Origin of the sequence: uncultured Jatrophihabitans sp. (assembly GCF_964251945.1) — a bacterium.
Taxonomy (GTDB): Bacteria; Actinomycetota; Actinomycetes; order Mycobacteriales; family Jatrophihabitantaceae; genus Jatrophihabitans.
In genome coordinates this window covers 1,040,338-1,062,288 of sequence record NZ_CAXULP010000001.1, presented here as the reverse complement: position 1 = coordinate 1,062,288, position 21,951 = coordinate 1,040,338, and the positions used below count along the sequence as shown (strand labels likewise).

The 21,951-nt window shown below is 71.7% G+C and carries 22 protein-coding genes, 2 rRNA genes and 1 pseudogene; 22 read left to right on the top strand and 3 right to left on the bottom strand.

Translation table 11 applies throughout. The features are described 5' to 3' along the window. The 4 genes from ACFFBG_RS04995 to ACFFBG_RS04980 form a co-directional block, all read left to right on the top strand. Positions 1-413, top strand: a 23S ribosomal RNA gene (locus ACFFBG_RS04995); the annotation flags it as partial. Positions 414-519: 106 nt separating this feature from the next. Beyond that, positions 520-636, top strand: a 5S ribosomal RNA gene (gene rrf / locus ACFFBG_RS04990). A gap of 363 nt (positions 637-999) precedes the next feature. Further along, a complete protein-coding gene (locus tag ACFFBG_RS04985) occupies positions 1,000-1,623 on the top strand; it encodes a tetratricopeptide repeat protein (protein WP_375476165.1) in 624 nt (207 codons plus the stop codon). Between the two features lie 166 nt (positions 1,624-1,789). Next, positions 1,790-2,167 carry a single-stranded DNA-binding protein gene (locus ACFFBG_RS04980; RefSeq protein ID WP_375476163.1) on the top strand — a complete coding sequence of 126 codons (378 nt, stop codon included), beginning with the start codon at positions 1,790-1,792 and terminating at the stop codon, positions 2,165-2,167. Here ACFFBG_RS04980 and ACFFBG_RS04975 read toward each other — a convergent pair. Beyond that, complete coding sequence (locus ACFFBG_RS04975) at positions 2,109-3,383, bottom strand: DUF1015 family protein (protein ID WP_375476161.1); 1,275 nt, start codon at positions 3,381-3,383, stop codon at positions 2,109-2,111. The two genes, ACFFBG_RS04980 and ACFFBG_RS04975, sit on opposite strands and share 59 nt — an antisense overlap. A 46-nt stretch (positions 3,384-3,429) precedes the next feature. Here ACFFBG_RS04975 and ACFFBG_RS04970 point away from each other — a divergent pair, with 46 nt between their 5' ends. Then, on the top strand, positions 3,430-4,563 hold the full coding sequence (locus ACFFBG_RS04970) for an HAD-IIA family hydrolase (protein WP_375476159.1): 1,134 nt from the start codon (positions 3,430-3,432) through the stop codon (positions 4,561-4,563). A gap of 145 nt (positions 4,564-4,708) precedes the next feature. Here ACFFBG_RS04970 and ACFFBG_RS04965 read toward each other — a convergent pair whose 3' ends face one another. Further along, a complete protein-coding gene (locus tag ACFFBG_RS04965; RefSeq protein WP_375476157.1) occupies positions 4,709-5,203 on the bottom strand; it encodes a hypothetical protein in 495 nt (164 codons plus the stop codon). Between the two features lie 36 nt (positions 5,204-5,239). On the opposite strand from ACFFBG_RS04965, the gene ACFFBG_RS04960 reads away from it, so the two are divergent. From ACFFBG_RS04960 to der, 17 genes and pseudogenes are all read left to right on the top strand, one after another. Next, the gene (locus ACFFBG_RS04960; protein WP_375476155.1) at positions 5,240-5,548 is read left to right on the top strand and encodes a hypothetical protein; all 309 of its coding nucleotides are present in this window, start codon (positions 5,240-5,242) and stop codon (positions 5,546-5,548) included. 13 nt (positions 5,549-5,561) lie between these two features. Beyond that, entirely contained in the window at positions 5,562-6,380 is an 819-nt protein-coding gene (locus ACFFBG_RS04955; RefSeq protein ID WP_375476153.1) for a TlyA family RNA methyltransferase, read from the top strand. A 5-nt stretch (positions 6,381-6,385) separates the two neighbouring features. Continuing rightward, positions 6,386-7,276, top strand: coding sequence for an NAD kinase (locus ACFFBG_RS04950; protein WP_375476279.1), 891 nt, complete (start codon positions 6,386-6,388; stop codon positions 7,274-7,276). 112 nt (positions 7,277-7,388) lie between these two features. Then, positions 7,389-9,416: a DNA repair protein RecN gene (locus ACFFBG_RS04945; protein ID WP_375476151.1), complete on the top strand. Its 2,028-nt coding sequence runs from the start codon at positions 7,389-7,391 to the stop codon at positions 9,414-9,416. A 78-nt stretch (positions 9,417-9,494) separates the two neighbouring features. Then, positions 9,495-10,673 carry a putative cytokinetic ring protein SteA gene (steA, locus tag ACFFBG_RS04940; protein ID WP_375476149.1) on the top strand — a complete coding sequence of 393 codons (1,179 nt, stop codon included), beginning with the start codon at positions 9,495-9,497 and terminating at the stop codon, positions 10,671-10,673. Next, on the top strand, positions 10,670-11,587 hold the full coding sequence (locus ACFFBG_RS04935; protein ID WP_375476147.1) for a copper transporter: 918 nt from the start codon (positions 10,670-10,672) through the stop codon (positions 11,585-11,587). Before steA ends, ACFFBG_RS04935 begins: the two co-directional genes overlap by 4 nt. Before the next feature lie 15 nt (positions 11,588-11,602). Continuing rightward, positions 11,603-11,947, top strand: a complete 345-nt coding sequence (locus ACFFBG_RS04930; RefSeq protein WP_375476145.1) for a hypothetical protein — start codon at positions 11,603-11,605, stop codon at positions 11,945-11,947. 6 nt (positions 11,948-11,953) lie between these two features. After that, on the top strand, positions 11,954-13,759 hold the full coding sequence (locus ACFFBG_RS04925) for a CTP synthase (protein ID WP_375476143.1): 1,806 nt from the start codon (positions 11,954-11,956) through the stop codon (positions 13,757-13,759). Positions 13,760-13,790: 31 nt separating this feature from the next. After that, positions 13,791-14,399: an NUDIX domain-containing protein gene (locus ACFFBG_RS04920; RefSeq protein ID WP_375476141.1), complete on the top strand. Its 609-nt coding sequence runs from the start codon at positions 13,791-13,793 to the stop codon at positions 14,397-14,399. 58 nt (positions 14,400-14,457) lie between these two features. Then, a pseudogene (gene xerD, locus ACFFBG_RS04915) lies at positions 14,458-15,408 on the top strand (site-specific tyrosine recombinase XerD); the annotation flags it as partial. 154 nt (positions 15,409-15,562) lie between these two features. After that, complete coding sequence (locus ACFFBG_RS04910; RefSeq protein ID WP_375476139.1) at positions 15,563-16,480, top strand: ParA family protein; 918 nt, start codon at positions 15,563-15,565, stop codon at positions 16,478-16,480. Next, positions 16,477-17,331, top strand: coding sequence for a segregation and condensation protein A (locus ACFFBG_RS04905; RefSeq protein WP_375476137.1), 855 nt, complete (start codon positions 16,477-16,479; stop codon positions 17,329-17,331). The genes ACFFBG_RS04910 and ACFFBG_RS04905 overlap by 4 nt, the downstream gene beginning before the upstream one ends. Continuing rightward, complete coding sequence (scpB, locus tag ACFFBG_RS04900; protein ID WP_375476135.1) at positions 17,328-17,975, top strand: SMC-Scp complex subunit ScpB; 648 nt, start codon at positions 17,328-17,330, stop codon at positions 17,973-17,975. The genes ACFFBG_RS04905 and scpB overlap by 4 nt, the downstream gene beginning before the upstream one ends. 23 nt (positions 17,976-17,998) lie before the next feature. Further along, positions 17,999-18,760, top strand: coding sequence for a pseudouridine synthase (locus ACFFBG_RS04895; RefSeq protein ID WP_375476133.1), 762 nt, complete (start codon positions 17,999-18,001; stop codon positions 18,758-18,760). 14 nt (positions 18,761-18,774) lie between these two features. Continuing rightward, positions 18,775-19,137 carry a chorismate mutase gene (aroH, locus tag ACFFBG_RS04890; RefSeq protein WP_375476131.1) on the top strand — a complete coding sequence of 121 codons (363 nt, stop codon included), beginning with the start codon at positions 18,775-18,777 and terminating at the stop codon, positions 19,135-19,137. Positions 19,138-19,146: 9 nt separating this feature from the next. Continuing rightward, on the top strand, positions 19,147-19,821 hold the full coding sequence (gene cmk / locus ACFFBG_RS04885) for a (d)CMP kinase (RefSeq protein ID WP_375476129.1): 675 nt from the start codon (positions 19,147-19,149) through the stop codon (positions 19,819-19,821). Next, positions 19,821-21,185: a ribosome biogenesis GTPase Der gene (der, locus tag ACFFBG_RS04880; protein ID WP_375476127.1), complete on the top strand. Its 1,365-nt coding sequence runs from the start codon at positions 19,821-19,823 to the stop codon at positions 21,183-21,185. Before cmk ends, der begins: the two co-directional genes overlap by 1 nt. On the opposite strand, the gene ACFFBG_RS04875 is transcribed toward der, so the two are convergent. Then, positions 21,182-21,934, bottom strand: a complete 753-nt coding sequence (locus tag ACFFBG_RS04875) for a group I intron-associated PD-(D/E)XK endonuclease (protein ID WP_375476125.1) — start codon at positions 21,932-21,934, stop codon at positions 21,182-21,184. The genes der and ACFFBG_RS04875 overlap by 4 nt on opposite strands. Between the last annotated feature and the right edge of the window lie 17 nt (positions 21,935-21,951).

Sequence of the window (21,951 nt, the reverse complement as noted above, 5' to 3'; positions counted from 1 at the left end):
ATGGTTTGGCACCTCGATGTCGGCTCGTCGCATCCTGGGGCTGGAGTAGGTCCCAAGGGTTGGGCTGTTCGCCCATTAAAGCGGTACGCGAGCTGGGTTTAGAACGTCGTGAGACAGTTCGGTCCCTATCCGCCGCGCGCGCAGGAGTCTTGAGGAAGGCTGTCCCTAGTACGAGAGGACCGGGACGGACGAACCTCTGGTGTGCCAGTTGTTCCACCAGGAGCACTGCTGGTTGGCTACGTTCGGAAGGGATAACCGCTGAAAGCATCTAAGCGGGAAGCTCGCTTCAAGATGAGATCTCCCATCCTTTGTGGAGTAAGGCCCCCGGCTAGACCACCGGGTTGATAGGCCGGAAGTGGAAGCGTGGTAACACGTGCAGCTGACCGGTACTAATAGGCCGAGGACTTGCCACAAACACAATCTGCGAGTTCGCTCGCTGTCGCGTCCACTGTGCGGTTCCCGAGGTACGGTCCGTCGTCTGTCGAAAGGCAGGCGGCGCGGGCTATATCTCCATAGCGTTTCGGCGACCATAGCGAGAGGGAAACGCCCGGTCCCATCCCGAACCCGGAAGCTAAGCCTCTCAGCGCCGATGGTACTGCGCGGGGGACCGCGTGGGAGAGTAGGACGTCGCCGGACACAATTTACAGACGAGGGTCGTCCGGTTCGCCGGTCGGCCCTCGTCTTGTTATATCTGCGCAATTGTGCGGCGCACTCAGGAGTGATGACATGGCAGGCAAGCCGACCTCCGGTCGCGCAGGCGCGGGCGGTGGACGACCGGCGGGATCCCGCTCGGGCCGCACCGCGCGCCCGACCTCAGCCGACGGCAAGGCGCGCGGTGGCACCGGTGAAGGCCGCGGGCGCGGCAGGCCGACGTCGGGCGCGCCTAACCGCGACCGTTCCGCTGAGCGTGGTGGTGCGCGAACGCGGCCCCGGGCCGATGACAGGTTCGAGCCCCCGGCCGCCGACCTCCCGCCGGTTCCGGAGCATGCCGACGTCTCCTTGCTCGATCGAGGCGTTCGCGCCGAGTTGCGCTCGCTATCCAAGCTGACGGCGGATGTCGTCGCCCGGCACCTCGTCGCTGCTGGGCAGGCGTTGGACCACGATCCGAGGTCGGCGTTGGCGCACGCCCGCGCTGCCCGCGCCAAGGCGGCTCGCGTCGGCGCGGTTCGCGAGGCCGTCGGGGTCGCTGCCTACCACGCGGGCGAATGGGCCGAGGCGCTCACCGAGCTGCGCACGGCGCGCCGGATCTCCGGCGACCCCCGCACCCTTCCGCTCATCGCCGACTGCGAACGGGCGCTCGGCCGGCCGGCCAATGCGGTGCGCGTCCTCAGCGACCCCGACGTCGGCAAGCTGGACGCCGAGACCCGCGTCGAGCTGTTCATCGTGATCGCTGGGGCGCGCCGCGACACCGGCCAACCCGACGCCGCCTTGGCTGTGCTGGCGCGCGGCGGGATCGACCTCGATCGCCCGCGGCCGGGCGCCGCTCGGCTCTGGTACGCCTACGGCGACGTCCTCGAGGCCGAAGGACGACGCGAGGAGGCAGCGAAGTACTTTGCGGCCTCAGCCGCGCTCGATCCCGGCGGCGAGCTCGATTCCGCAGACCGGGCGGCCGCATTGCTCTAGCGCTCCGGATCCGCCGCGGACCGCTAATCTCCCCGCGGCGGGCGCCCGTCCGGCGGTACCACAGCGCACTGACGACTGCGACGTAGTTGTGCACACGATCGGTCGGTGTCCACAGAATTGCGCAGGCCCTTCGCCCGGGCGCCGTTCGGTCGCGAGCATTGCCGGCATGAGCGCTACCACGGCCGCGGACGACGGCGACAACAGAATCTTTCTCCGCGGCAAGTTGGCCGGCCCGCCGCTGCTTCGAGATCTGCCGAGCGGCGACGTGCTGGCTGTCTTCCGGCTGACCGTGGCGCGCCCGCCGGGCGAGCAGGTTCGCGTGGACAGCCTCGAGTGCGCCAGCACCAAGCCGCGGGTGCTTCGGGTGCTCACCCGAGCGGCAGTCGGCGACACGCTCGAGGTCGACGGCAGCCTGCGCAGGCGCTTCTGGCGTGCGCCGACCGGCCCGGCCAGCCGCTACAGCGTGGACGCGGCGTCGGTGCGCATCAAGAAAGCTGATCGGCGAGGCGGCGCATCACCAAGCCGGACGCCGGCTTCGGCGTGAACAGCGTGGATTTCCTCGGCATGCGCGCGCCGGCGGCCGCGACCGCGGCCACAGCCTGCACCGGCGTGGGTCGCAGCAGCACCGCGAAGCCGTCGCTGGCCAGCGCAGCGCGAAGCGCCTCGCCCAGGGAATGCGCGTAATGCACGGTGTCGACGTTGTCAGCCAACTGCCATACGCGCTCGACCAAGCCACGGTGCAGCACGCTGACGTCGAGCCCGGCCAGCTCGGGCGGGTCGTCGGTGCGTCGCGCGAGCTGAGCCAGCGTCCCCTTCGCGTCCTCGAGCACGAACGTGCGAACGCTGTTCGTGAGCACGGCGGCAAAGGCCGGGCCGACGGGCAGGTCGGCGAGCGCGTCTTCCGGCGAACGGCGTTCGAAGACCGTGACGTCGAGGTCCCCGAGCCGGCTCAAGGCCTCCGCGAGCGAGACGTCGTTGACGACTCGGTGAATGGCGTGCACCTGCGGGCCGTAGTCCGTCGAGTCGACCAGCAGGGCAAGTCCTCGGTCCCAGGGACCCGGACCCGTCGCTTCCCGTCCAAGCCGTTGTCGCTCCCGGTAGGTCGCGTAACGGTGATGGCCGTCGGCGATCAGCGCCCGACGGGTGGTGAGGTCCTGAGCGACCGCGGCCAGCGCAGCCGCTTCGGCGACCCGCCAGAGCCGGTGTTCCACACCGTCGCGAGTCACCGCGAGCGCCACTGGCGTGTCGTCCGACGCATGACGGACGAGATCCGACGCCGCGCCGCCGCCGTCGTACACGAGGTAAATCGGCTCGAGGTCCGTTCCGGTCGCTGTCATCACCGCCAGGCGATCGGCGACCGGGCCTGCCATCGTGTTCTCGTGCGGCAGGATCACGCCGTCCTCCGGCGCGCGCAGCTCGAGCGCCCCGAGCAGACCGCGGGTCGCGTGGCCGGACGGGTCGCGCATCTCGTACACGAAAAGCGCCGCGGACTCGTCGCTGGCGTACAGCCCGTTCGCGACCTCGTCCGCCAGTCGGCGCGCCGCTGCGGCGTAACCGTCAGGCGTCGGCTCGGGCAGGATGACGCCGACTGCGTTCGCCGAGTCATCAGCGAGCAGCGTCGCGCGGAGCTCGGCGTCAATGACGTCGTAGGGCGGGCACAGCAACCGGCCGAGGCGGTCGGTGTCGGCGGTCGGCCGCAAGGCTCGAAACGGCGCCAGCGACAACCCGCCCGCGTCCTGCGGTGGCGGTGGCGGGCTCACGGGACGCGATGTTACGGCGCTGCGCGGGCGTGCCATCATTCGACACGTGCGTACGTGGCTGCAGGCGTCCGCGCAGCCACTGAGCTCGGCGCACGATGTCGCGTTGCTCGATCTCGACGGCGTCGTGTACATCGGCGCGGACGCAGTTCCAGGCGCCGCTGCGGCCCTGCGGTCGGCGCGCGAGGCGGGCCTGCGGCTCGCGTTCGTCACGAACAACGCCGCCCGGCCGCCGCAGGCGGTCGCCGACCACCTGACCGAGCTCGGCATCGCCGCGGACCCGGCAGAGATCATCACCTCGGCGCAGGCGGCGGCGCGCTGGTTGGCCGAACGGCTACCCGCGGGCGCGCCCGTGCTCGTGATCGGCACGACCGGCCTAGTCGAGGCGCTGCGCGAGCGCGGCCTCACTGCGGTGTCCGACGCGAACGGCGACGTCGCGGCGGTAGTCCAGGGCTTTTCGCCCGATCTCGACTGGAAGTTGCTCGCCGAGGGTTGCCTCGGCATCAACCGGGGCGTGCCGTGGGTGGCGACGAACGTCGACCCAACCGTGCCCTCCCCGCGCGGGCGGCTGCCCGGAAACGGCTCGCTGGTGGCGGCGCTGCGGCACGCGACTCGCAAGGAGCCGGTGGTCACCGGCAAGCCCGATCCGACGATGCACCGGGAGTCGGTGCTGCGTTCTGGCGCGAAGCGTCCGATCGTTGTGGGAGATCGCCTCGACACCGACATCGAGGGCGCGAACGAAGTCGGCTGCCCGAGCCTGCTGGTGTTTTCCGGCGTCACCGACGTCGCCGACCTGCTGGCCGCGGAACCGAGGCTGCGGCCGACTTTCCTGGCCGCGGATGTCGGGGGTCTGTGCGACGTTCACCCGGCGCCGGCGATCGAGGCCGACGGGGCCAGGTGCGGCGCGTGGGTTTCCCGCGCCGACGGGGTTGGGCTCGACCTCCGCCGGTCTCCTGAGGCGGGTCGGGCTGCCGGGGAGTCGACCGACAGCCGCTTCGACGACGACGCGTTGAACGCGATCCGGGCGTTGTGCGCGGCCCGTTGGACATCGGTCGACGCACGGGGCGCCGGGAACGGCGAAGCCGCCGGCGCTGCCCCGGTCAGCGGGTCGGCTGGGCAGCTGAGCGTCCGCGGCCTGGACCCCGCGGCCAAGGAGATGGTGCAGCGACTGGGGCTGGATTGACCCGCTTCGCCCTCGATCGGCGCGTCGCCAGGCACTACTGCGCGACATCCGCCCAGCCAGCAGCTCCGCGACGAAGGCCAGCGGGAGTCGCGGCAGCACCCGTCGAACGGGCTGTCCCGCCCGCGCGAGTTCCCGCGTGAACGGGTCAGAAGATCGACCGCAGTTTCAGCATGTCGCGCATGCCCGCGTGGATCTTAATGCGGCCGTTCGCCCAGGCCGAGGCAACCTTGAGCCGGCCATCGACCATCGCCACCAAGTCGTCACTGGTCAGGTCCATCCGCACCTGGGCCGCGGCGTCGCTGGCACGATGGACGTTCTTCAGCACGCCGTCACGCAGCTCGCCGCCAAAGACGACGCGCAGGTCGCGCACGGAGCACGACAAGCTGCGGTCGAAGCCAAGCTGGCGTTTCGCCGGGTCCTTGGCTTCGAGCCTCGCCGCGAGCGTGTTCAACGCCTGCTCGCACTCCTCGATGGTCGCCACAATGCCTCTCCACGATGTCGCGTCGCCGCTGTCGGCGTTGTCGCCGCCGTCGCCATACTGCCGCCGGCGCCCACGTCGTTCTGTTCTACCCAGTCGAGGCATCCGCAGCGTCGAAACCGGTGTCGCGGCGCGAATCCCGGTACGGTCGGTCGCGGGCACCGCCGAAGCGGTGGCCGCAGAACAGGGGGTCGGCAGGTGGGTTCGTACGAGGACGTGGACCGCGTCACGCCGCCGACCGAGGCGGGCCCGCTTGCGGCGGGCGTCCTCGAGTCCGGCGCTGTCGAGTCCGGCGCTGTCGAGTCCGGCGCTGTCGAGTCCGGTGCTGTCGAGTCCGGTGCTGTCGAGTCCGGTGCTGTCGGGGCGAGCGCGAGCGGTGTCGTCGAGCCGCAGTCGGTCGATGCGGAGCTCGCGGCGCTGTCCGACCTCCCGCTGTCCGAACACGCCGTTGTGTTCGAGCGGTTGCACACCCGGCTGCAGTCCGCGCTGTCCGCGATCGACGCCTGACACCGGCGCAAGCGTGCCGCCGCGCGTCACTCGTCTCGACGCCGAACTGGTGCGTCGCGGGCTGGCGCGTTCCCGCGAACAAGCCAGCCAGCTCATCGCGGCGGGACGCGTCGAGCTGCACGGGGTGGTAGCCACCAAACCGGCCACCGGAGTTGTCGCCGACGCGTCGGTTCGAGTCGCGCCCGACGACGGCACACCGGAATACGTCTCACGGGGAGGTCACAAGCTGGCCGGCGCGCTTGCCGCCTTGCCCGGCGTCACGATCCAGGACAAGCGCTGCCTCGACGCGGGTGCCTCGACGGGCGGTTTCACCGACGTCTTGTTGCGGGCCGGCGCCGCGCAGGTCGTCGCGGTGGATGTCGGGTATGGCCAGCTCGCGTGGTCGTTGCGAACCGACGAACGGGTCGAGGTCGTCGATCGCACGAACGTGCGCTCGCTCGGGCCGGAGGCGATCGGCGGACGGGTTGACGTCACAGTGGCAGACCTGTCGTTCATCTCGCTGCCGATCGTGCTTCCGGCGTTGATCGCCTGCACTCAGCCGGACGGAGATCTCTTGCCGATGGTGAAGCCGCAGTTCGAGGTCGGCAAGCAGCGCCTCGGCGCGGGCGGGGTCGTCCGGGACCCCGAGCAACGCGCCGAGGCGGTGGCTCAGGTCGCTCGGGTGGCTGCGGAACTCGGCTGGCCCGCGCATGGCGTCGTGCCGAGCCCGCTGCCGGGGCCGTCCGGAAACGTGGAATTCTTCCTGTGGCTGCGAAGGTCCGCGACGCCGCCCATCGAGCTGGCGGACATCCGGCAAGCGGTTGCGGCCGCGCGTCCCGGAGGTGCGACGTGAGAGCGGTGCTCCTGGTCGCGCACACGACCCGTCCGCAGATCATCGCGCTGGCCGAGCGGGCGGTGGACCAACTGCGGATGTCGGCCATCGAGGTGCGCATGCTGCCGCCCGAGGGCGACGAACGCCTGCCCGAACACGTGCGCGTCATGCAGCCGGCCGAGGCCGCGCACGGCTGCGAGCTGGTTCTCGCACTCGGGGGTGACGGCACCTTCCTGCGCGCCGCCGAGTTCGCGCGCCCGGCAGGAGTGCCGATGCTCGGCGTCAACCTCGGACATGTCGGGTTCCTGGCCGAAGCCGACCCGCAAGCGCTCGGGGACGCGGTCGATGCCGTGGTGCATCGCCGCTACTCGGTGGAGGAACGCGTCACCGTGGACGCGGCGGTCCTGATGGATGGCGCCGTGCTCACCGAAGCCTGGGCGCTCAACGAGGCCTCCCTCGAACGCACCAATCGCGAGCGGATGCTCGAGATCGCGGTCGCCGTCGACGAACGCCCGCTGCTCCGCTTCGGCTGCGACGGGTTGATCTGCGCCACGCCGACCGGCTCCACCGCGTACGCGTTCTCCACCGGCGGCCCGATCATGTGGCCGAATGTCGACGCGCTGCTCGTGGTCCCGAACGCCGCGCATGCGCTGTTCGCCCGGTCGATCGTCGTCGCGCCGGCGTCCGTGGTGGACGTCGATCTCGTCAGCGCGGCACACGCAGCGGTGCTCAGCTGCGACGGACGCCGCTCGGCCGCGGTGCCGGCCGGCGCGCGGGTGCGCGTGCGGCGGGGGAAGCTGCCGGTCAAGGTCGTCCGGCTCGGCTACACGAGTTTCGCCGACCGGCTCGTGTCGAAGTTTCAACTGCCGGTTCGGTCGCTGCGTGAGGCGTCTCCGCCGCCCATCGATCTGGAGTGAACCGCCGCCGCCGCGGCCGGCACAGCGCCCCTGGCTGATTCGAGACGGATCAGCGCGCCGCGCCAGCGGGTCTTCGATCATTTCGTCGGTACGTTCGGATAGTCTCCCTTCTGTGTTGGACGAACTGCGCATCCGCGGCCTGGGTGTCATCGACGACGCGACGTTGCCGCTCGGCCCCGGGCTGACGGTGGTCACCGGAGAGACCGGCGCAGGCAAGACGATGGTGCTCACCGGCCTGTTGTTGTTGTTCGGCGGCCGGGCGGACTCGGCGAGCGTGCGCGCCGGCTCGCCAGAGGCCTGTGTCGACGGCCGGCTCTGTCTGCCCGTCGGGTCGCCGGCCGCGAGCCGGGTCCGCGACGCGGGCGGCGATGTCGACCCCGTCCCTCCGGCAGGCAGCGGATCGGCGGACCCCGACGGCGGCGACGGCGCTGGGATCGACTCCGACCACCCGGCGCAGGACGAGCTCATCCTGCGCCGGGTGGTCAGCCCGAACGGCCGGTCGCGCGCCTATGTCGGCGGCGCGCCGGCGCCGATCTCGGTGCTCGGCGAGCTCGCCGACTCGCTGCTCGCCGTACACGGCCAGTCCGACCAGCTGCGCCTGGCGCGGCCGGCGGCTCAGCGGACGGCGCTGGACCGCTTCGCCGGCATCGACGCCGGCCCGTACAGCACTGCCTTCGCCGCGTGGCGCGCCGCGGCAGCCGAACTCGCCGAGCGCGCCGCGCGCGGCGCCGAGCTGCGCCGCGAGTCGGAATTGCTGTCCAGTGGGCTTGCCGAGATCAAGCGGATCGCGCCGAACCCGATGGAGGACGTCGAGCTGGCCGAGCTGGCGAGCCGCCTCGGCCACGCCGACGCGCTCACCGCGGCAGCGCGGGCCGCGCACGACACGTTGATCGGCGATGCGGACGACGTCGCCACCGGCCCGTCAGATGCGGCCAGCCTGCTCGCCACCGCGGCACGGACGGTCGGGCAGCACGCCGACGCCGATCCGAGTCTGCGCGAACTCGGCGCCCGACTGGCCGAGCTGGTGGCGCTGACAGCCGACTTAGGCGCCGAATTCGGCGCCTACGCCGCCGGCGTCGAGGCCGATCCGGCTGAGCTTGAGCGGGTGGAGTCGCGCCGCGCGGCGCTGGGCGCGCTGATCCGCAAGTACTGCGACGAGCCTGAGCCCAGTGTTGCCGGTGTGCTGCGCTGGGCCGAGGGCGCGCGGTCGCGACTCGCGTCGATCGACGTCTCCGACGACGCGCTGGCCCGGTTGCGGGCTCGGCGCGACGCCGCGGCCGCCCAGGCTGTCGCGCTGGCCGCGGAGCTGTCCGCCCGCCGCCGGGCCGCCGCGGCGGCGCTGTCGGAGGCTGTCAGCACCGAACTCGCCGGCCTGGCGATGCCGTCGGCTCGCGTGCTCGTCGAGGTCGCGCCCCGCTCGACCGTCGGGCTGCCGACCCTCGTGGTGGACGGTCGGGAGCTCGGCGCCACCGCGGACGGCGTGGACGAGGTGCAAATCCTGCTTCAGCCGCACCCGGGCGCGCCGGCGCTGCCGCTGGGGCGCGGCGCGTCGGGCGGGGAGCTGTCCCGGGTCATGCTCGCCCTCGAGGTGTGCCTGGTCGGCGCCGACCCGGTGCCTACGCTGATCTTCGACGAGGTCGACGCCGGCGTCGGTGGGCGCGCGGCGGTCGAGGTCGGCCGCCGGCTCGCCACACTGGCGCAGGAACGACAGGTGCTCGTAGTCACCCACCTGCCGCAGGTGGCCGCGTTCGCCGACCGACATGTCGTCGTGGACAAACCCGCGCTCGACAAATCCACAGTCGCCGGCGGGACTGGTGTGACAGCGAGCGACGTCCGGGTGGTCACCGGGGACGCTCGGGTCGCCGAGCTCGCCCGCATGCTGGCTGGCTCCGACACCCCGACTGCGCGCAAGCACGCCGCCGAGCTGCTCGCCGATGCGGGCACAGGGCGGGCGCGCGCGGATCGGGCGGGCACGGAGCGGGCGGGCACGGCTCGGGCGCGCGCGGATCGGGCCGGTGCGGCTCGGGCTGAGCGGGGTCCGCGTGGCGGGGACAGTCCTCGCCCGCGGCGGGTCGACACCCCGGACCTGACTGAGCACGGTGTGCGCGGCAAGTCGGCGAGGCTGCCCCGGGCGAGTTGAGCAGGCGGCGCAGCTGGCGCCCCGGGCGCGCGTGGCGCAACCCGGTCCGGGGCGCTCCCGGTGGCAGCATGGGCAGCCATGAAGCTCGCAACGATGCGCCGACGCGGCGATCTGCTGCCCGGTGTCAGCGGCGTCGCCCGGCTCGACCGGCGCACGGCGCGACTGGCCACCAGGCTCAACCCCGGCGACATCGCGGTGATCGACCACGTGGACCTCGATCGGCGTGCCGCTGAAGTGCTGGTCGCCGCGAAGCCCGCTGCCGTCATCAACGCGCAGCCCAGCATCTCCGGCCGTTATCCGAACCTCGGCCCACAGCTGATCGTCTCGGCCGGCATTCTGCTGCTCGACAACGTCGGCGCGGAGATCTTCGGCGTGGTCAGGGAAGGTGTGAAGATCCGCGTCGCCGGCGATGCCGTGTACCTCGGCGATGCGGAGCTGGTCGTCGGCACGTTGCTCGACTCCGACATGGTCGAACGCCTGATGCTCGACGCGCAAAGCGGCGTCGCGGCCCAGCTCGAGGCCTTCGCCGTCGACACCGGCGAGTTCCTCAGCCGCGAGCGCGGCCTGCTGATGGACGGCGACGGCATCCCCGACATCCGCACCCGGTTCGCCGGCAGGCACGCGCTCGTCGCAGTCCGCGGCGGCGACCACAAGCGCGAGCTCAAGTCGCTCAAGCACTACATCCGGGAGTTCAAGCCGGTGCTTGTCGGCGTCGACGGCGGCGCGGACGCCCTGTTGGAGGCCGGCTTCACCCCGCACCTGCTCGTCGGCGACATGGACACCGTGTCCGACGCCGCGCTGGCGACCGGCGCCGAGGTGGTCGTGCACACCTATCCGGACGGCAGCGCCCCCGGCCTCGCCCGCGTGCAGGACTTCGGGATCACGCCGCACACGCTGCCGTCCTCCGGGTCGAGCGAGGACGCGGCGCTGCTGCTGGCCGCGGACAAGGGCGCGGACCTCGTGGTGGCCGTCGGCAGCCACGCCAACCTGCCCGAGTTCCTGGACCGCGGGCGCGAAGGCATGGCCTCCACGTTCCTGACCCGGCTGCGCCTCGGCGACAAGCTGATGGACGCGCGCGGCGTGCAGCGGCTGTACCGGCCGCGGATCTCCGCGGCAGCGCTGCTGCTGCTCGTGCTGGCCGCGTTGATCGCCGTGCTGGCCGCGTTGGCGCTCTCGGACGCCGGCCGCACCTACCTGGACTCGCTGCACCACGACTGGAACCAGCTCGTGCATTGGCTGCGGGACACCTTCTCGTGATCTCTTTTCGCTATCACCTGGTGTCGATCGTCGCGATCTTCCTGGCATTGGCGCTCGGCATCGTCGTCGGCACCACAGCACTCAGCGGGCCGATCACGAAGGACCTGCGCAACCAGCTGGACGACGCGAAGAATCAGCGCGACGCGCTCGCCGGTCAGGTGAAGACGCTGCAGGGCCAACTCGACGACGCCGGCGAATTCGCCTCGACCTACGGCTCGCAACTCGTCGCGGGCTCGCTCACCAAGCAGCCGGTGCTCGTCATCGCACTGCCCGGGGTGACCAGCGGCATGCAGAGCGGAATTATCCGCGAGGTGAGCGCCGCCGGCGGCAAGGTCGGCGGGGTCGTTACAGTCACCCGCAACTACTTCGACCCGCGGTTGGGCAGCGGCATCGCCTCGCTTGCCACCGGCGGGGCGCGCCCCATCGACTGGACCGCTCCGGAGACCAGCGACCCGGGGCAGCTCGGCGGGTCGCTACTTGCCTGGGTGCTCAGCGGCAAGGGGCAGGCGACCGACATCACCCAGGTGCTGGGCGCGTTCGCCGCCCTGCACATGGTGACGACCGACGGCACCACGATCACTCCGGCCGCAGATGTGCTCGTGCTCAGCCACGGCGCGAAGCCGGCCGGCGCGCAGGGCACCGTGAACTCCGTGGCGCTCATCAGCGCGCTCGCCCGGGACGGCGCCCACGTCGTGGTCGCCGGCAACGCCGCGGCGGCCGGCCGGGGCGGACTGGTCGCGGCGGTCCGCACCGAGGTGGCCACCCGCAGCGCGGTGTCCAGCGTCGACAACGCGGACAACGCCCTCGGGCAGGTGTCCGCGGTGCTCGCGCTGTCCGCGGCCGCGAAGGGCGACTTCGGCCACTACGGAACGCAGAACGGCGCCGACGCGCTGTTCCCGACGCCGTCTCGCTGACCCATGGCCGTCCCGATGCCACCGCAGGCTGTCGTTCCCGAGGCTGTCGTCCCGCAGGCCGTCGTTCCCCAGGCCGTCGTCGCCCTGGCCGTTTTCGTCCGCGACCGGCTGGCCGAAGTCAGTGTCACGTTCGGCCCGGGCGGAGCCGCCCGCGCAACGGCACCCCGCAACGCCTCCCGCGCGCTCGCAGCACGCCAGGTCAGCACCGCGATCATCGGCGCTGAGGCCCCGTTCGCCGCCAACTCCTACGCTCGGGTCCGGTTGTTGCGCCAGCTCCACGCCGCCGGCATGCTCTCGGCGGCCGGTCGGCGCGCCGACCCCGCGCTCGCGCCACCTGCCGCCTGCACCGTGTTAGCGTGAACTTCCGTGGATCGAGCGCCCATCGGTAGCAGTTGGCCCACCAAGCACCTCTTCGTCACCGGAGGTGTCGCCTCCTCCCTCGGCAAGGGACTCACCGCCTCCAGCCTCGGCTCGCTGTTGAAGGCGCGCGGGCTGCGGGTGACGATGCAGAAGCTGGATCCTTACCTCAATGTGGATCCGGGCACGATGAACCCCTTCCAGCACGGCGAGGTGTTCGTCACCGAGGACGGCGCGGAGACGGACCTCGACGTCGGCCATTACGAACGCTTCCTGGACACCGATCTCGTCGGGTCCGCGAACGTGACGACCGGCCAGGTGTACTCCTCGGTGATCGCGAAGGAGCGCCGCGGGGAGTACCTCGGCGACACCGTCCAGGTCATCCCGCACATCACGAACGAGATCAAGGACCGCATCCGGGCGATGGCGGTGCCCACTGTGCCCACTTCGCCCGCTATGCCGGCTGCCCACTCTGGCTCGGACGTCCCGCTGCCGCCGCATGTCGTGATCACCGAGATCGGCGGCACCGTCGGGGACATCGAGTCGCTGCCGTTCTTGGAGGCCGCGCGGCAGATCAGGCACGAGGTCGGCCGGGACAACTGCTTCTTCCTGCACGTCTCGCTGGTGCCCTACCTCGCGCCGTCCGGCGAGCTGAAGACGAAGCCGACCCAACACTCGGTCGCCGCGTTGCGCAGCATCGGCATCAGCCCGGACGCCGTGGTCTGCCGCTCCGATCGGGAACTGCCCGACGGCGTCAAGCGCAAGATCTCGCTGATGTGCGACGTCGACGCCGAGGCGGTCGTCGCCGCCGTCGACGCCCCGAGCATCTACGAGATCCCGAAGGTGCTGCACGCCGAGGGCCTGGACGCCTACGTGGTGCGCCGGCTCGGGCTGCCGTTCCGCGACGTCGACTGGACGGTGTGGGGCGACCTGCTGGACCGGGTGCATCACCCGCGCGCCGACGTCACGATCGGCCTCGTCGGCAAGTACATCGACCTCCCGGACGCCTACCTGTCCGTCGTCGAGGCGCTGCGCGCCGGCGGGTTCGCACACCGGGCGAAGGTGCAGATTCGCTGGATCCAGTCCGACGCGTGCCAGACGCCGGCCGGCGCGGCAGCCGCGCTCGCCGGCTTGGACGGTGTGGTCGTCCCCGGCGGCTTCGGCATCCGCGGCATCGAGGGCAAGGTGGGCGCGTTGCGGCACGTGCGCGAGCGCGGCATCCCCGCGCTCGGCCTGTGTCTTGGCCTGCAGTGCATGGTGATCGAGGCCGCGCGCAACCTCGCCGGCATCGCCGACGCCAACTCCGCCGAGTTCGAGCCAGGGACGGCGAACCCGGTCATCGCGACGATGGCGAGCCAGGTGGCCGCCGTCGCCGGCGAGGCGGACCTCGGCGGAAGCATGCGCCTCGGGGCGTATCCGGCCAATCTCGTGCCGCGCTCGGTCGTCGCGCACGCGTACGGCTCGACGTCGGTGTCCGAGCGGCACCGACACCGTTACGAGGTCAACAACGCCTACCGTGACGACCTCGAGCGGGCCGGCCTGGTGGTGTCCGGCGAGTCGCCGGACGGCCGGCTGGTCGAGTTCGTTGAACTGCCCCGCGACGTCCACCCGTTCTACGCCGGCACCCAGGCGCACCCGGAGCTGAAATCCCGGCCCACCCGCGCGCACCCGCTGTTCCGCGCGTTCGTCGCGGCGGCGCTGGAATACAACGCCGCGGAGCGGCTGCCGGTGCAGATTCCGGACGAGCTGCCCGGCGATCAGCCGCCGGCCGACGGCCTGCTGAGCGAGACGCAGATCCGCGCGGTCAGCGCATGAGGCGATGTGCCGACCGGCCGATGAGCGGCCGATGAGCGATCAGGACTCCTACGAGGTGCTCGCCAGCCAGACGCGGTTCCGCGGGCGGGTGATCGAGGTCCGGGTGGACGACGTCCGGATGAGCGACGGTTCGGTGGCCGAGCGCGAGCTCGTCGCCCATCCCGGCGCCGTGGCGATCGTCGCGCTCGATGACAACGGCGCGATCGTGCTCGTGAACCAATATCGTCCGGCGGTGCGCGCGCGCCTCGACGAGCTGCCCGCCGGCCTGCTGGACGTCGACGGCGAGCCGGCCCTGGCGGCGGCGAAGCGCGAGCTCGCCGAAGAGGCGAAGCTGGCCGCCGATCAGTGGCATGTGCTCGTCGACCTGTTCAGCTCGCCCGGCATGACCGACGAGGCGGTGCGGATCTTCCTCGCCCGCGGGCTGACCGCGGCCGGCGGCGACTTCGCCGCGGAGAACGAGGAGATCGACATGACGGTCTCGCGCGAACCGCTGGCCGAGGCGACCCGCCGCGTGTTGACCGGGGCGATCACCAACGCGTCCGCGGTCGCCGGGATTCTCGCCGCGGTGCACGGCCGGGCGACGGGCTGGCGGGAGCTGCGCCCAGCCGACGCCGCGTGGCCGGCACGGCCCGGTCGATGACAGCCGGCACGGCCCGGTCGATGACAGCCGGCACGGCCCGGTCGATGACAGCCGCCCGATGAGTTCGGCAGCGACGACGAGTCGCTCGACGAGCCGGCTCGCGCCGGCCTCGGTCGTTCGCGCGTTCCTGGATCACCTCGCCGTCGAGCGCGGCGCCGCGGCCAACACGTTGAGTTCCTACCGGCGCGATCTGGACCGGTATTTGGACTACCTGGCGGGGGCCGGCATCGAGTCGGTCGCGGCTGTCGACGCAGGCGTCATCGGGGCGTTCCTCGCCCACCTGCGCGAGGGCGACGAGGGTCATCCGCCGCTGTCCGCGTCGTCGGCCGCGCGCGCCGTGGTGGCGGTGCGCGGGCTGCACCGCTTTGCGCTGCGGGACGGGCTGGTCGAGGTCAACGTGGCTGCGGATGTGCGGCCGGCCGCCCCGCCGCGACGGCTGCCCAAGGCGATCACCCTCGAGGAGGTCGAGCGGCTGCTGGACGCCGCAGGCTACCCGGGGACGTCTTTGGCGCTGCGCGACCGCGCGCTGCTCGAGCTGCTCTATGGCACCGGCGCCCGGATCTCAGAGGCCGTCGGCCTGGCCGTGGACGACCTCGATCTGGCCGATCGCACGGTGCTGCTGTTCGGCAAGGGCGGCAAGCAGCGGCGAGTGCCGGTCGGGTCGTACGCGGCGACGGCGCTCGAGTCGTACCTCGTGCGCGGGCGGCCGGACCTTGCCCGGGCCGGGACCGGGACGCCGCGGCTGTTCCTGAACGCCCGCGGCGGCCCGCTGTCGCGGCAATCGGCCTGGGCGGTGCTTCGCGATTCCGCCGAGCGCGCGGGCCTGGTCAGCGGCATCTCGCCGCACACGCTGCGGCACTCCTTCGCGACGCACCTGATGGAGGGCGGCGCGGACGTCCGCGTGGTGCAGGAACTGCTTGGCCACGCTTCGGTGACGACGACGCAGATCTACACCCTCGTCACGGTCGAGGCGCTGCGCGAGGTCTACGCGAGCGCGCACCCGCGGGCGGGTCGGGCGACGCGATCGAGGCCTGTTGCCGGCGTTGTCGCCGGCGCTGCCGGCGCGGCGGCGGGCGGCCGTTGACCGGCCGGTCAACGAGCCCGGCTGGGGTAATCTCGGCTGCCGGCAGGCGGGCGCGGAGCAGGGAGGACGAGGCGGTCTCATGACGACCTCGACAGGCTCGTCCGGCCGGCCCCGCGGGGGCCCGGACGCCTTGTTCCCCGCCGACCCGGTCCAGCGGCCCAAGTCCGTCGATCCCGCGGTCGCTCGGCGCAGGAGGGAACTGCCCGAGCCGAAGGCGCTCAAGCGGCACGGCCCGGCCCGGGTGATCGCGCTGTGCAACCAGAAGGGCGGCGTCGGCAAGACGACGACGGCGATCAACCTGGGCGCCGCGCTCGCCGAGTTCGGCCGGCGGGTGCTGCTCGTCGACTTCGACCCGCAAGGCGCGCTGTCCGCCGGGCTGGGCATCCAGCCGCACCAGCTGGACCGCACGACCTACAACCTGCTGATGGAACGCGGCGTCACGCTCGACGATGTCCGGTTGAAGACCAATGTGCCAGGCGTCGACCTGCTGCCGAGCAACATCGACCTGTCCGCCGCAGAGATTCAGCTCGTCACCGAGGTCGCCCGCGAGCAGGCGCTCGCGCGGGCGTTGGCGCCGGTGCGCGCCGAGTACGACTTCGTGTTGATCGACTGCCAGCCGTCGCTCGGGTTGCTGACGGTGAACGCGCTGACCGCGGCGCACGGCGTGATCATCCCGCTGGAGTGCGAGTACTTCAGCCTGCGCGGCGTCGCCCTGTTGGTCGACACGATCGAGAAGGTGCAGCAGCGGCTCAACCCCGATCTGGTGCTCGAGGGCATCCTCGCCACGATGTACGACGGTCGGACTCTGCACAGCCGCGAGGTCTTCTCCCGCGTCGTCGAGGCGTTCGGCGACAAGGTGTTCAGCACCGTCATCGCCCGCACCGTGCGATTTCCGGAGACGACGGTCGCCGGCGAGCCGATCACGTCCTGGGCGTCGTCGTCGACGGGCGCCAGGGCCTACCGCGATCTCGCCCGCGAGGTCATCGCGCGGGCATGAGCGAGCTGGCGATCGCGCGGCCGGCAGCCGACCCGGGCGGCTTTCGGGTGCGCCTGGACAACTTCGAAGGCCCGTTCGACCTGTTGCTCAGCCTGATCAGCCACCGACAGCTGGACGTCACCGAGGTCGCGCTCTCGCAGGTGACCGACGAGTTCATCAGCTATCTCGACGGCATGCCGGCCTGGGATCTCGACAAGGCGACGGAGTTCCTGGTCGTCGCCGCCACCCTGCTCGACCTGAAGACCGCGCGGCTGCTGCCGGCCGCCGAGGTCGAGGACGAGGAGGACCTCGCGCTGCTGGAGGCTCGGGACCTGCTCTTCGCCCGGCTGCTGCAGTACCGCGCGTACAAGCTCGCCGCGGCGTACCTGGCCGAACTGGACCGCACGCAGGGCCAGCGATTCGCCCGCAGCGTCGAGCTGGAGCCGCGCTTCGCCTCGCTCATGCCGGAGTTGTTGATCGGTGTCGACCCGCGCCGGTTCGCCGCCATCGCGGTGTCGGCGATGACGCCGAAGCCGGTGCCCGTGATCATGACCGACCACGTGCACGCGGCCCGGGTCAGCGTGCGTGAGCACACCGCGATCATCCGAGATCGGCTGCGCCGGCTCGGCGCGGCGACCTTCCGCTCGCTCGTCAGCGATTGCGGGTCCACGCTGGAAGTGGTCGCGCGGTTCCTCGGCCTGCTCGAGCTGTACCGCGAGGGCGCCGTCGCGTTCGACCAGGCCGCGGCGTTGGCCGAGCTCCGGGTGCGCTGGACCGGCGGCGACGCGGTCGACGACGCCGACCGCCATTCCGATGGTGCAGACCCGGACGGTGCAGACCTGGACGGCGCAGACCCGGAGGACTACGAGTGACCAGCCCAGATGATGTGCACGAGGACGGGCTACACGAGGGCGGCCTCGGCGAGGGCGCCCTCGACGAGGGCGGCCAGCCGCTGCTGCTGATGGATCTGGTCGAGCTGTCCGCGGCGCTCGAGGCGATCCTGTTCGTCGTCGAGGCGCCGGTCACGGTCGCGACGCTGGCCGTCGCGGTGCAGCAGCCGGTGGACGCGGTGCGCGCCGCCCTCGACGGTCTCGGCCGCGGCTACGACGAGCGGCACGCCGGCATCGAACTGCGCGAGGTGGCCGGGGGAGTCCGCGTCTACACTCGGCCGGCGCAGGCGCCGGTCATCGAGCACTTCCTGCAGGACGGCCAGCGCGCGAAGCTCAGCCAGGCCGCGCTGGAGACTCTGGCAGTGATCGCCTACCGACAGCCGGTCACCCGCGCGCGGGTGTCGGCGATCCGCGGCGTGAATGTCGACGGCGTGGTGCGCACGCTGCTGACCCGCGGACTCATCGTCGAGGTCGGCACCGACGCGGACACCGGCGGCGGGCTGTTCCGCACCACTGAGGCGTTCCTGGAGAAGATGGGCCTGCGTTCGCTGGACGAGCTGCCGTCGCTCGCGCCGTTGTTGCCGGAGATCGAAGGCCTCGACGCGTTCACCGCCGATGACCTCTGAGCCGGCATGACGGATGAGTCGGCGTGACTGAGCCCGACGGCGTTCGGCTGCAGAAGGTGCTGGCGGCCGCCGGACTCGGTTCCCGCCGCGCGTGCGAGGAGCTGATCGCCGGCGGCCGGGTCCGCGTCGACGGCACGGTCGCCGTCTTGGGCGCGCGCGTCGACATCGCGACCGCGGTCATCCACGTCGACGGCGACCGCGTCATCGTGCGCAACGACCTTGTGTACCTCGCGTTGAACAAGCCGAGCGGCGTGCTCAGCGCGATGAGCGACGATCGCGGCCGGCGCACGATCACCGATCTCGTCGCCGAGCAGCTGCCGGACCTCGACCAGCGGCTGTTCCATGTCGGCCGCCTCGACGTCGACACCGAGGGGCTGCTGCTCCTCACCAACGACGGCGAGCTCGCGCATCGGCTGACACACCCGTCGTTCGGGGTGCTGAAAACATACCTCGCGACCGTGCCGGCGCCGGTCGGCAAGGACGTCGCGCGCCGCTTGCGGGCCGGCGTCGAATTGGCGGACGGCCCGGCGCGGGCGGACGGGTTCCGCGTCGTCCAAACTCAGGGCGAGCACGCGATCGTCGAGATCACGCTGCACGAAGGGCGCAAGCACATCGTCCGGCGGCTGCTGGCCGAGGTCGGGCACCCGGTCGCCCGGCTGGTCCGCACCACGATCGGCCCGGTGCGGCTCGGCGGCCAGCGGCCCGGCACGCTGCGCCCGCTGAGCCGCGGCGAGCTCGCCGAACTGCACCGGCTGGCAGAGTCCGCGCCCGCCGACGCGCGGTGAATAGGCTGGCTGTCATGGCGGTCCGGGCGGTGCGTGGCGCGATCCAGGTCGAGGCCAACGACCGCGAGCTGATCCTGCAGGGGACCTCCGAGCTGGTCACCGAGGTGCTGCGCCGCAATGAGATCGACCCGGTCGACCTCATCAGCATCGTCTTCACCGCCACGCCCGACCTCACCGCGGACTTCCCTGCTTACGCGGCGCGGCAGCTCGGTCTCACCGACGTCCCGCTGCTGTGCACCACCGAGATCGCAGTGCCTGGGGCGATGCCGCGGGTGCTCCGGCTGATGGCGCACGTCGAGACGACTCGCCCGCGCGCCGACATCCGGCACGTCTATCTCCGCGGCGCCGCCGCGCTGCGGACCGACCTGCCCCAGTAGCCTCGTGGCGTGAGTTCGCAGTTCTCCGGCACGCCGTTCTCAGGCGTCGTCGCCCTCGACGGACCGGCCGGAACCGGCAAGTCCACGGTCGCCCGCCGGCTCGCGTCCGCGCTCGGCGTGCGCTACCTCGACACCGGCGCGATGTATCGCGCGGCGACCGTCGCGGTGCTGCGCGACGGCGTCGACCTCGCCGACCCCGTCGCGATCACCCACGCCGTCGAGGGGGCCAAGATCGAGATTTCGACCGATCCCGAGCAGGTGTCGATCACCCTCGACGGTGTGCCGGCCGACACCGAGATCCGCGCGCCGGAGACGACGGCCGCGGTGAGCGCGGTGTCCGCCGTGCCCGCCGTGCGGGCCCTGCTGGTTGCGGCCCAGCGCGAGCTGATCGATGACGGCGGCGGGATCGTCGTCGAAGGCCGCGACATCGGCTCCGTCGTCTGGCCCACCGCGCGGCCGAAGGTGTACTTGACGGCGAGCGCGGCGGCCCGGGCGAGGCGCCGCGCCGGCGAATTCGGCGGCGACGTGGACGCCGTCGCGACCGACATCGCCCGGCGCGACAATCTGGACAGCACTCGGGCAGCCAGCCCGCTCACCCAAGCCGCCGACGCGACCGTGCTCGACACCACCGACCTGGACATCGACCAGGTCGTGCAGCGCCTGCTCGAGCTGTCCGGCGGCTGATGAGCGACGTCGGGGACGGCGTCGGCAGCGCTGGGTTGGACTCGGCGCCCGCGACGGTGCCCGTGGTCGCGGTCGTCGGGCGTCCGAACGTCGGCAAGTCGACGCTCGTCAACCGCATCCTGGGCCGTCGTGAGGCGGTGGTGCAGGACGTCCCCGGAGTCACCCGCGATCGCGTCGCCTACGACGCGCTCTGGAACGGACGCCGGTTCACCCTGGTCGACACTGGCGGCTGGGAGCCCGACGCCCGCGGACTGCAGGCGATGGTGTCGGCGCAGGCCGAACGCGCCGTGACCACTGCCGACCTCGTGGTGTTCGTCGTGGACGGCCGGACCGGCGCGACCGAGACCGATCTGGTGGTGGCGCGGACGTTGCGCCGTGGCGACACGCCGGTCGTGCTCGCGGCGACCAAGGTCGACGACGAGCGGTTCGAGGCGGACACCGCCGCGCTGTGGTCGCTGGGCCTCGGCGAGCCCTATCCGGTCAGCGGCCTGCACGGGCGCGGCAGCGGCGACCTGCTGGACGTCGTGCTCGCCAAGCTGCCCGATGCTCCACCGGACGCGGACGAGGAGGGCGGACCGCGCCGGGTGGCGCTCGTCGGCCGCCCGAACGTCGGCAAGTCGAGCCTGTTGAACCGGCTCACCGGCGAGGACCGATCGGTCGTCGACTCGGTGGCCGGCACGACCATCGACCCGGTGGACAGCCTGGTGAGCCTCGGCGGCGAGATCTGGCGCTTCGTCGACACCGCGGGCCTGCGCCGGCGGGTGAATCAGGCGAGCGGTATGGAGTACTACGCCAGCCTGCGCACCGCTGCCGCCATCGAGAGCGCGGAGGTCGCGATCGTGCTGCTCGACGCGGCCGACCGGCTCAGCGAGCAGGACCAACGGGTCATTGCCGAGGTCGTCGACACCGGCCGTGCCCTGGTCGTCGCGTTCAACAAGTGGGACCTCGTCGACGAGGACCGCCGCGACCAGCTGACCCGCGAGATCGACCGCGACCTCGCCCGCATCGCCTGGGCGCCACGGGTCAACGTGTCCGCGAAGACCGGCCGGGCCGTGGACAAGCTCGCCGCCGCGCTGCGCACCTCGCTCGCCTCCTGGGACCGGCGCATCTCGACCGGTCGGCTGAACTCCTGGCTCACCGACGTCGTCGCGGCGACGCCGCCGCCGCCACGTGGCGGCAAGGCCCCGCGCGTGCTGTTCGGCACCCAGGCCGACACCCGGCCGCCGCGCTTCGTCCTGTTCACCACCGGGTTCCTCGAGGCGGGATATCGGCGCTTCCTCGAGCGCAAACTGCGCGAGGACTTCGACTTCGCCGGCACGCCTATCGAGATCTCGATCAAGGTCCGCGAGAAGCGCAAGCGCTAGCTGCCCGGCATCATGCGCCCTCGATCCACGATGCGGTAGTTCGCATACCTGCCTAACTGGATCGCGGTGTAGCCGGCGATGAGGTCGTACGGAACCAGGTAGGCGCTCAACTCGCCGTCGATGGCGAAGAAAGAGTCGATCTCGCCCGGCGCGTACACGCTGCGCCCGCTCTTGCGGCTGTTCGACAGCAAGAGGACGGCCTTTGAGCCGCACCGCTCGGTCGTCTTCACCTGGATGCGTTGCCATCCGCCCTGCCCGTCGACGACCAAGTCATACCGACATGGTTCCAACGGCCACGCGATCTTCGCGCCGCGCAGAGCGAACCAGGTGGCCGCGAACAGCGATCCCGCATCGCGCAACCGCTCGGTCCGGAAGTGTTCGTCGATGAGCGGCTCGGCCGGCACCGGCAATGGCCGCTTGTTCAGATGGTCGGTAGGCAGGCCCAGCCTGTGGGCGTGCGCGCGCAGCGCTGTCAGTGTTCCCCCGTCGGCGACAAGGCCGAGCGCGGTGGCGACCTGTGACCAACTCCCCGCGGTGGCGACCGCGGCGCGCAGAGCGCCGTCCGACCACCGTCGTTGGCCGGTGAAATGCGCATAGGACAGGCCGAGACGTTCGGTGTGCCGACGCACAGACCGCGCCGAACCAGCAGAGGTGGCACGCAAGCCGAGGGCTCGCAAAACACCGCGCCAGGAGTGCGCGGATAGCACAGCTCGAGCCAGGTCGTCGTCGCTGTAGGTGCGTTCGTACATGTGGTCGACGGTATGGT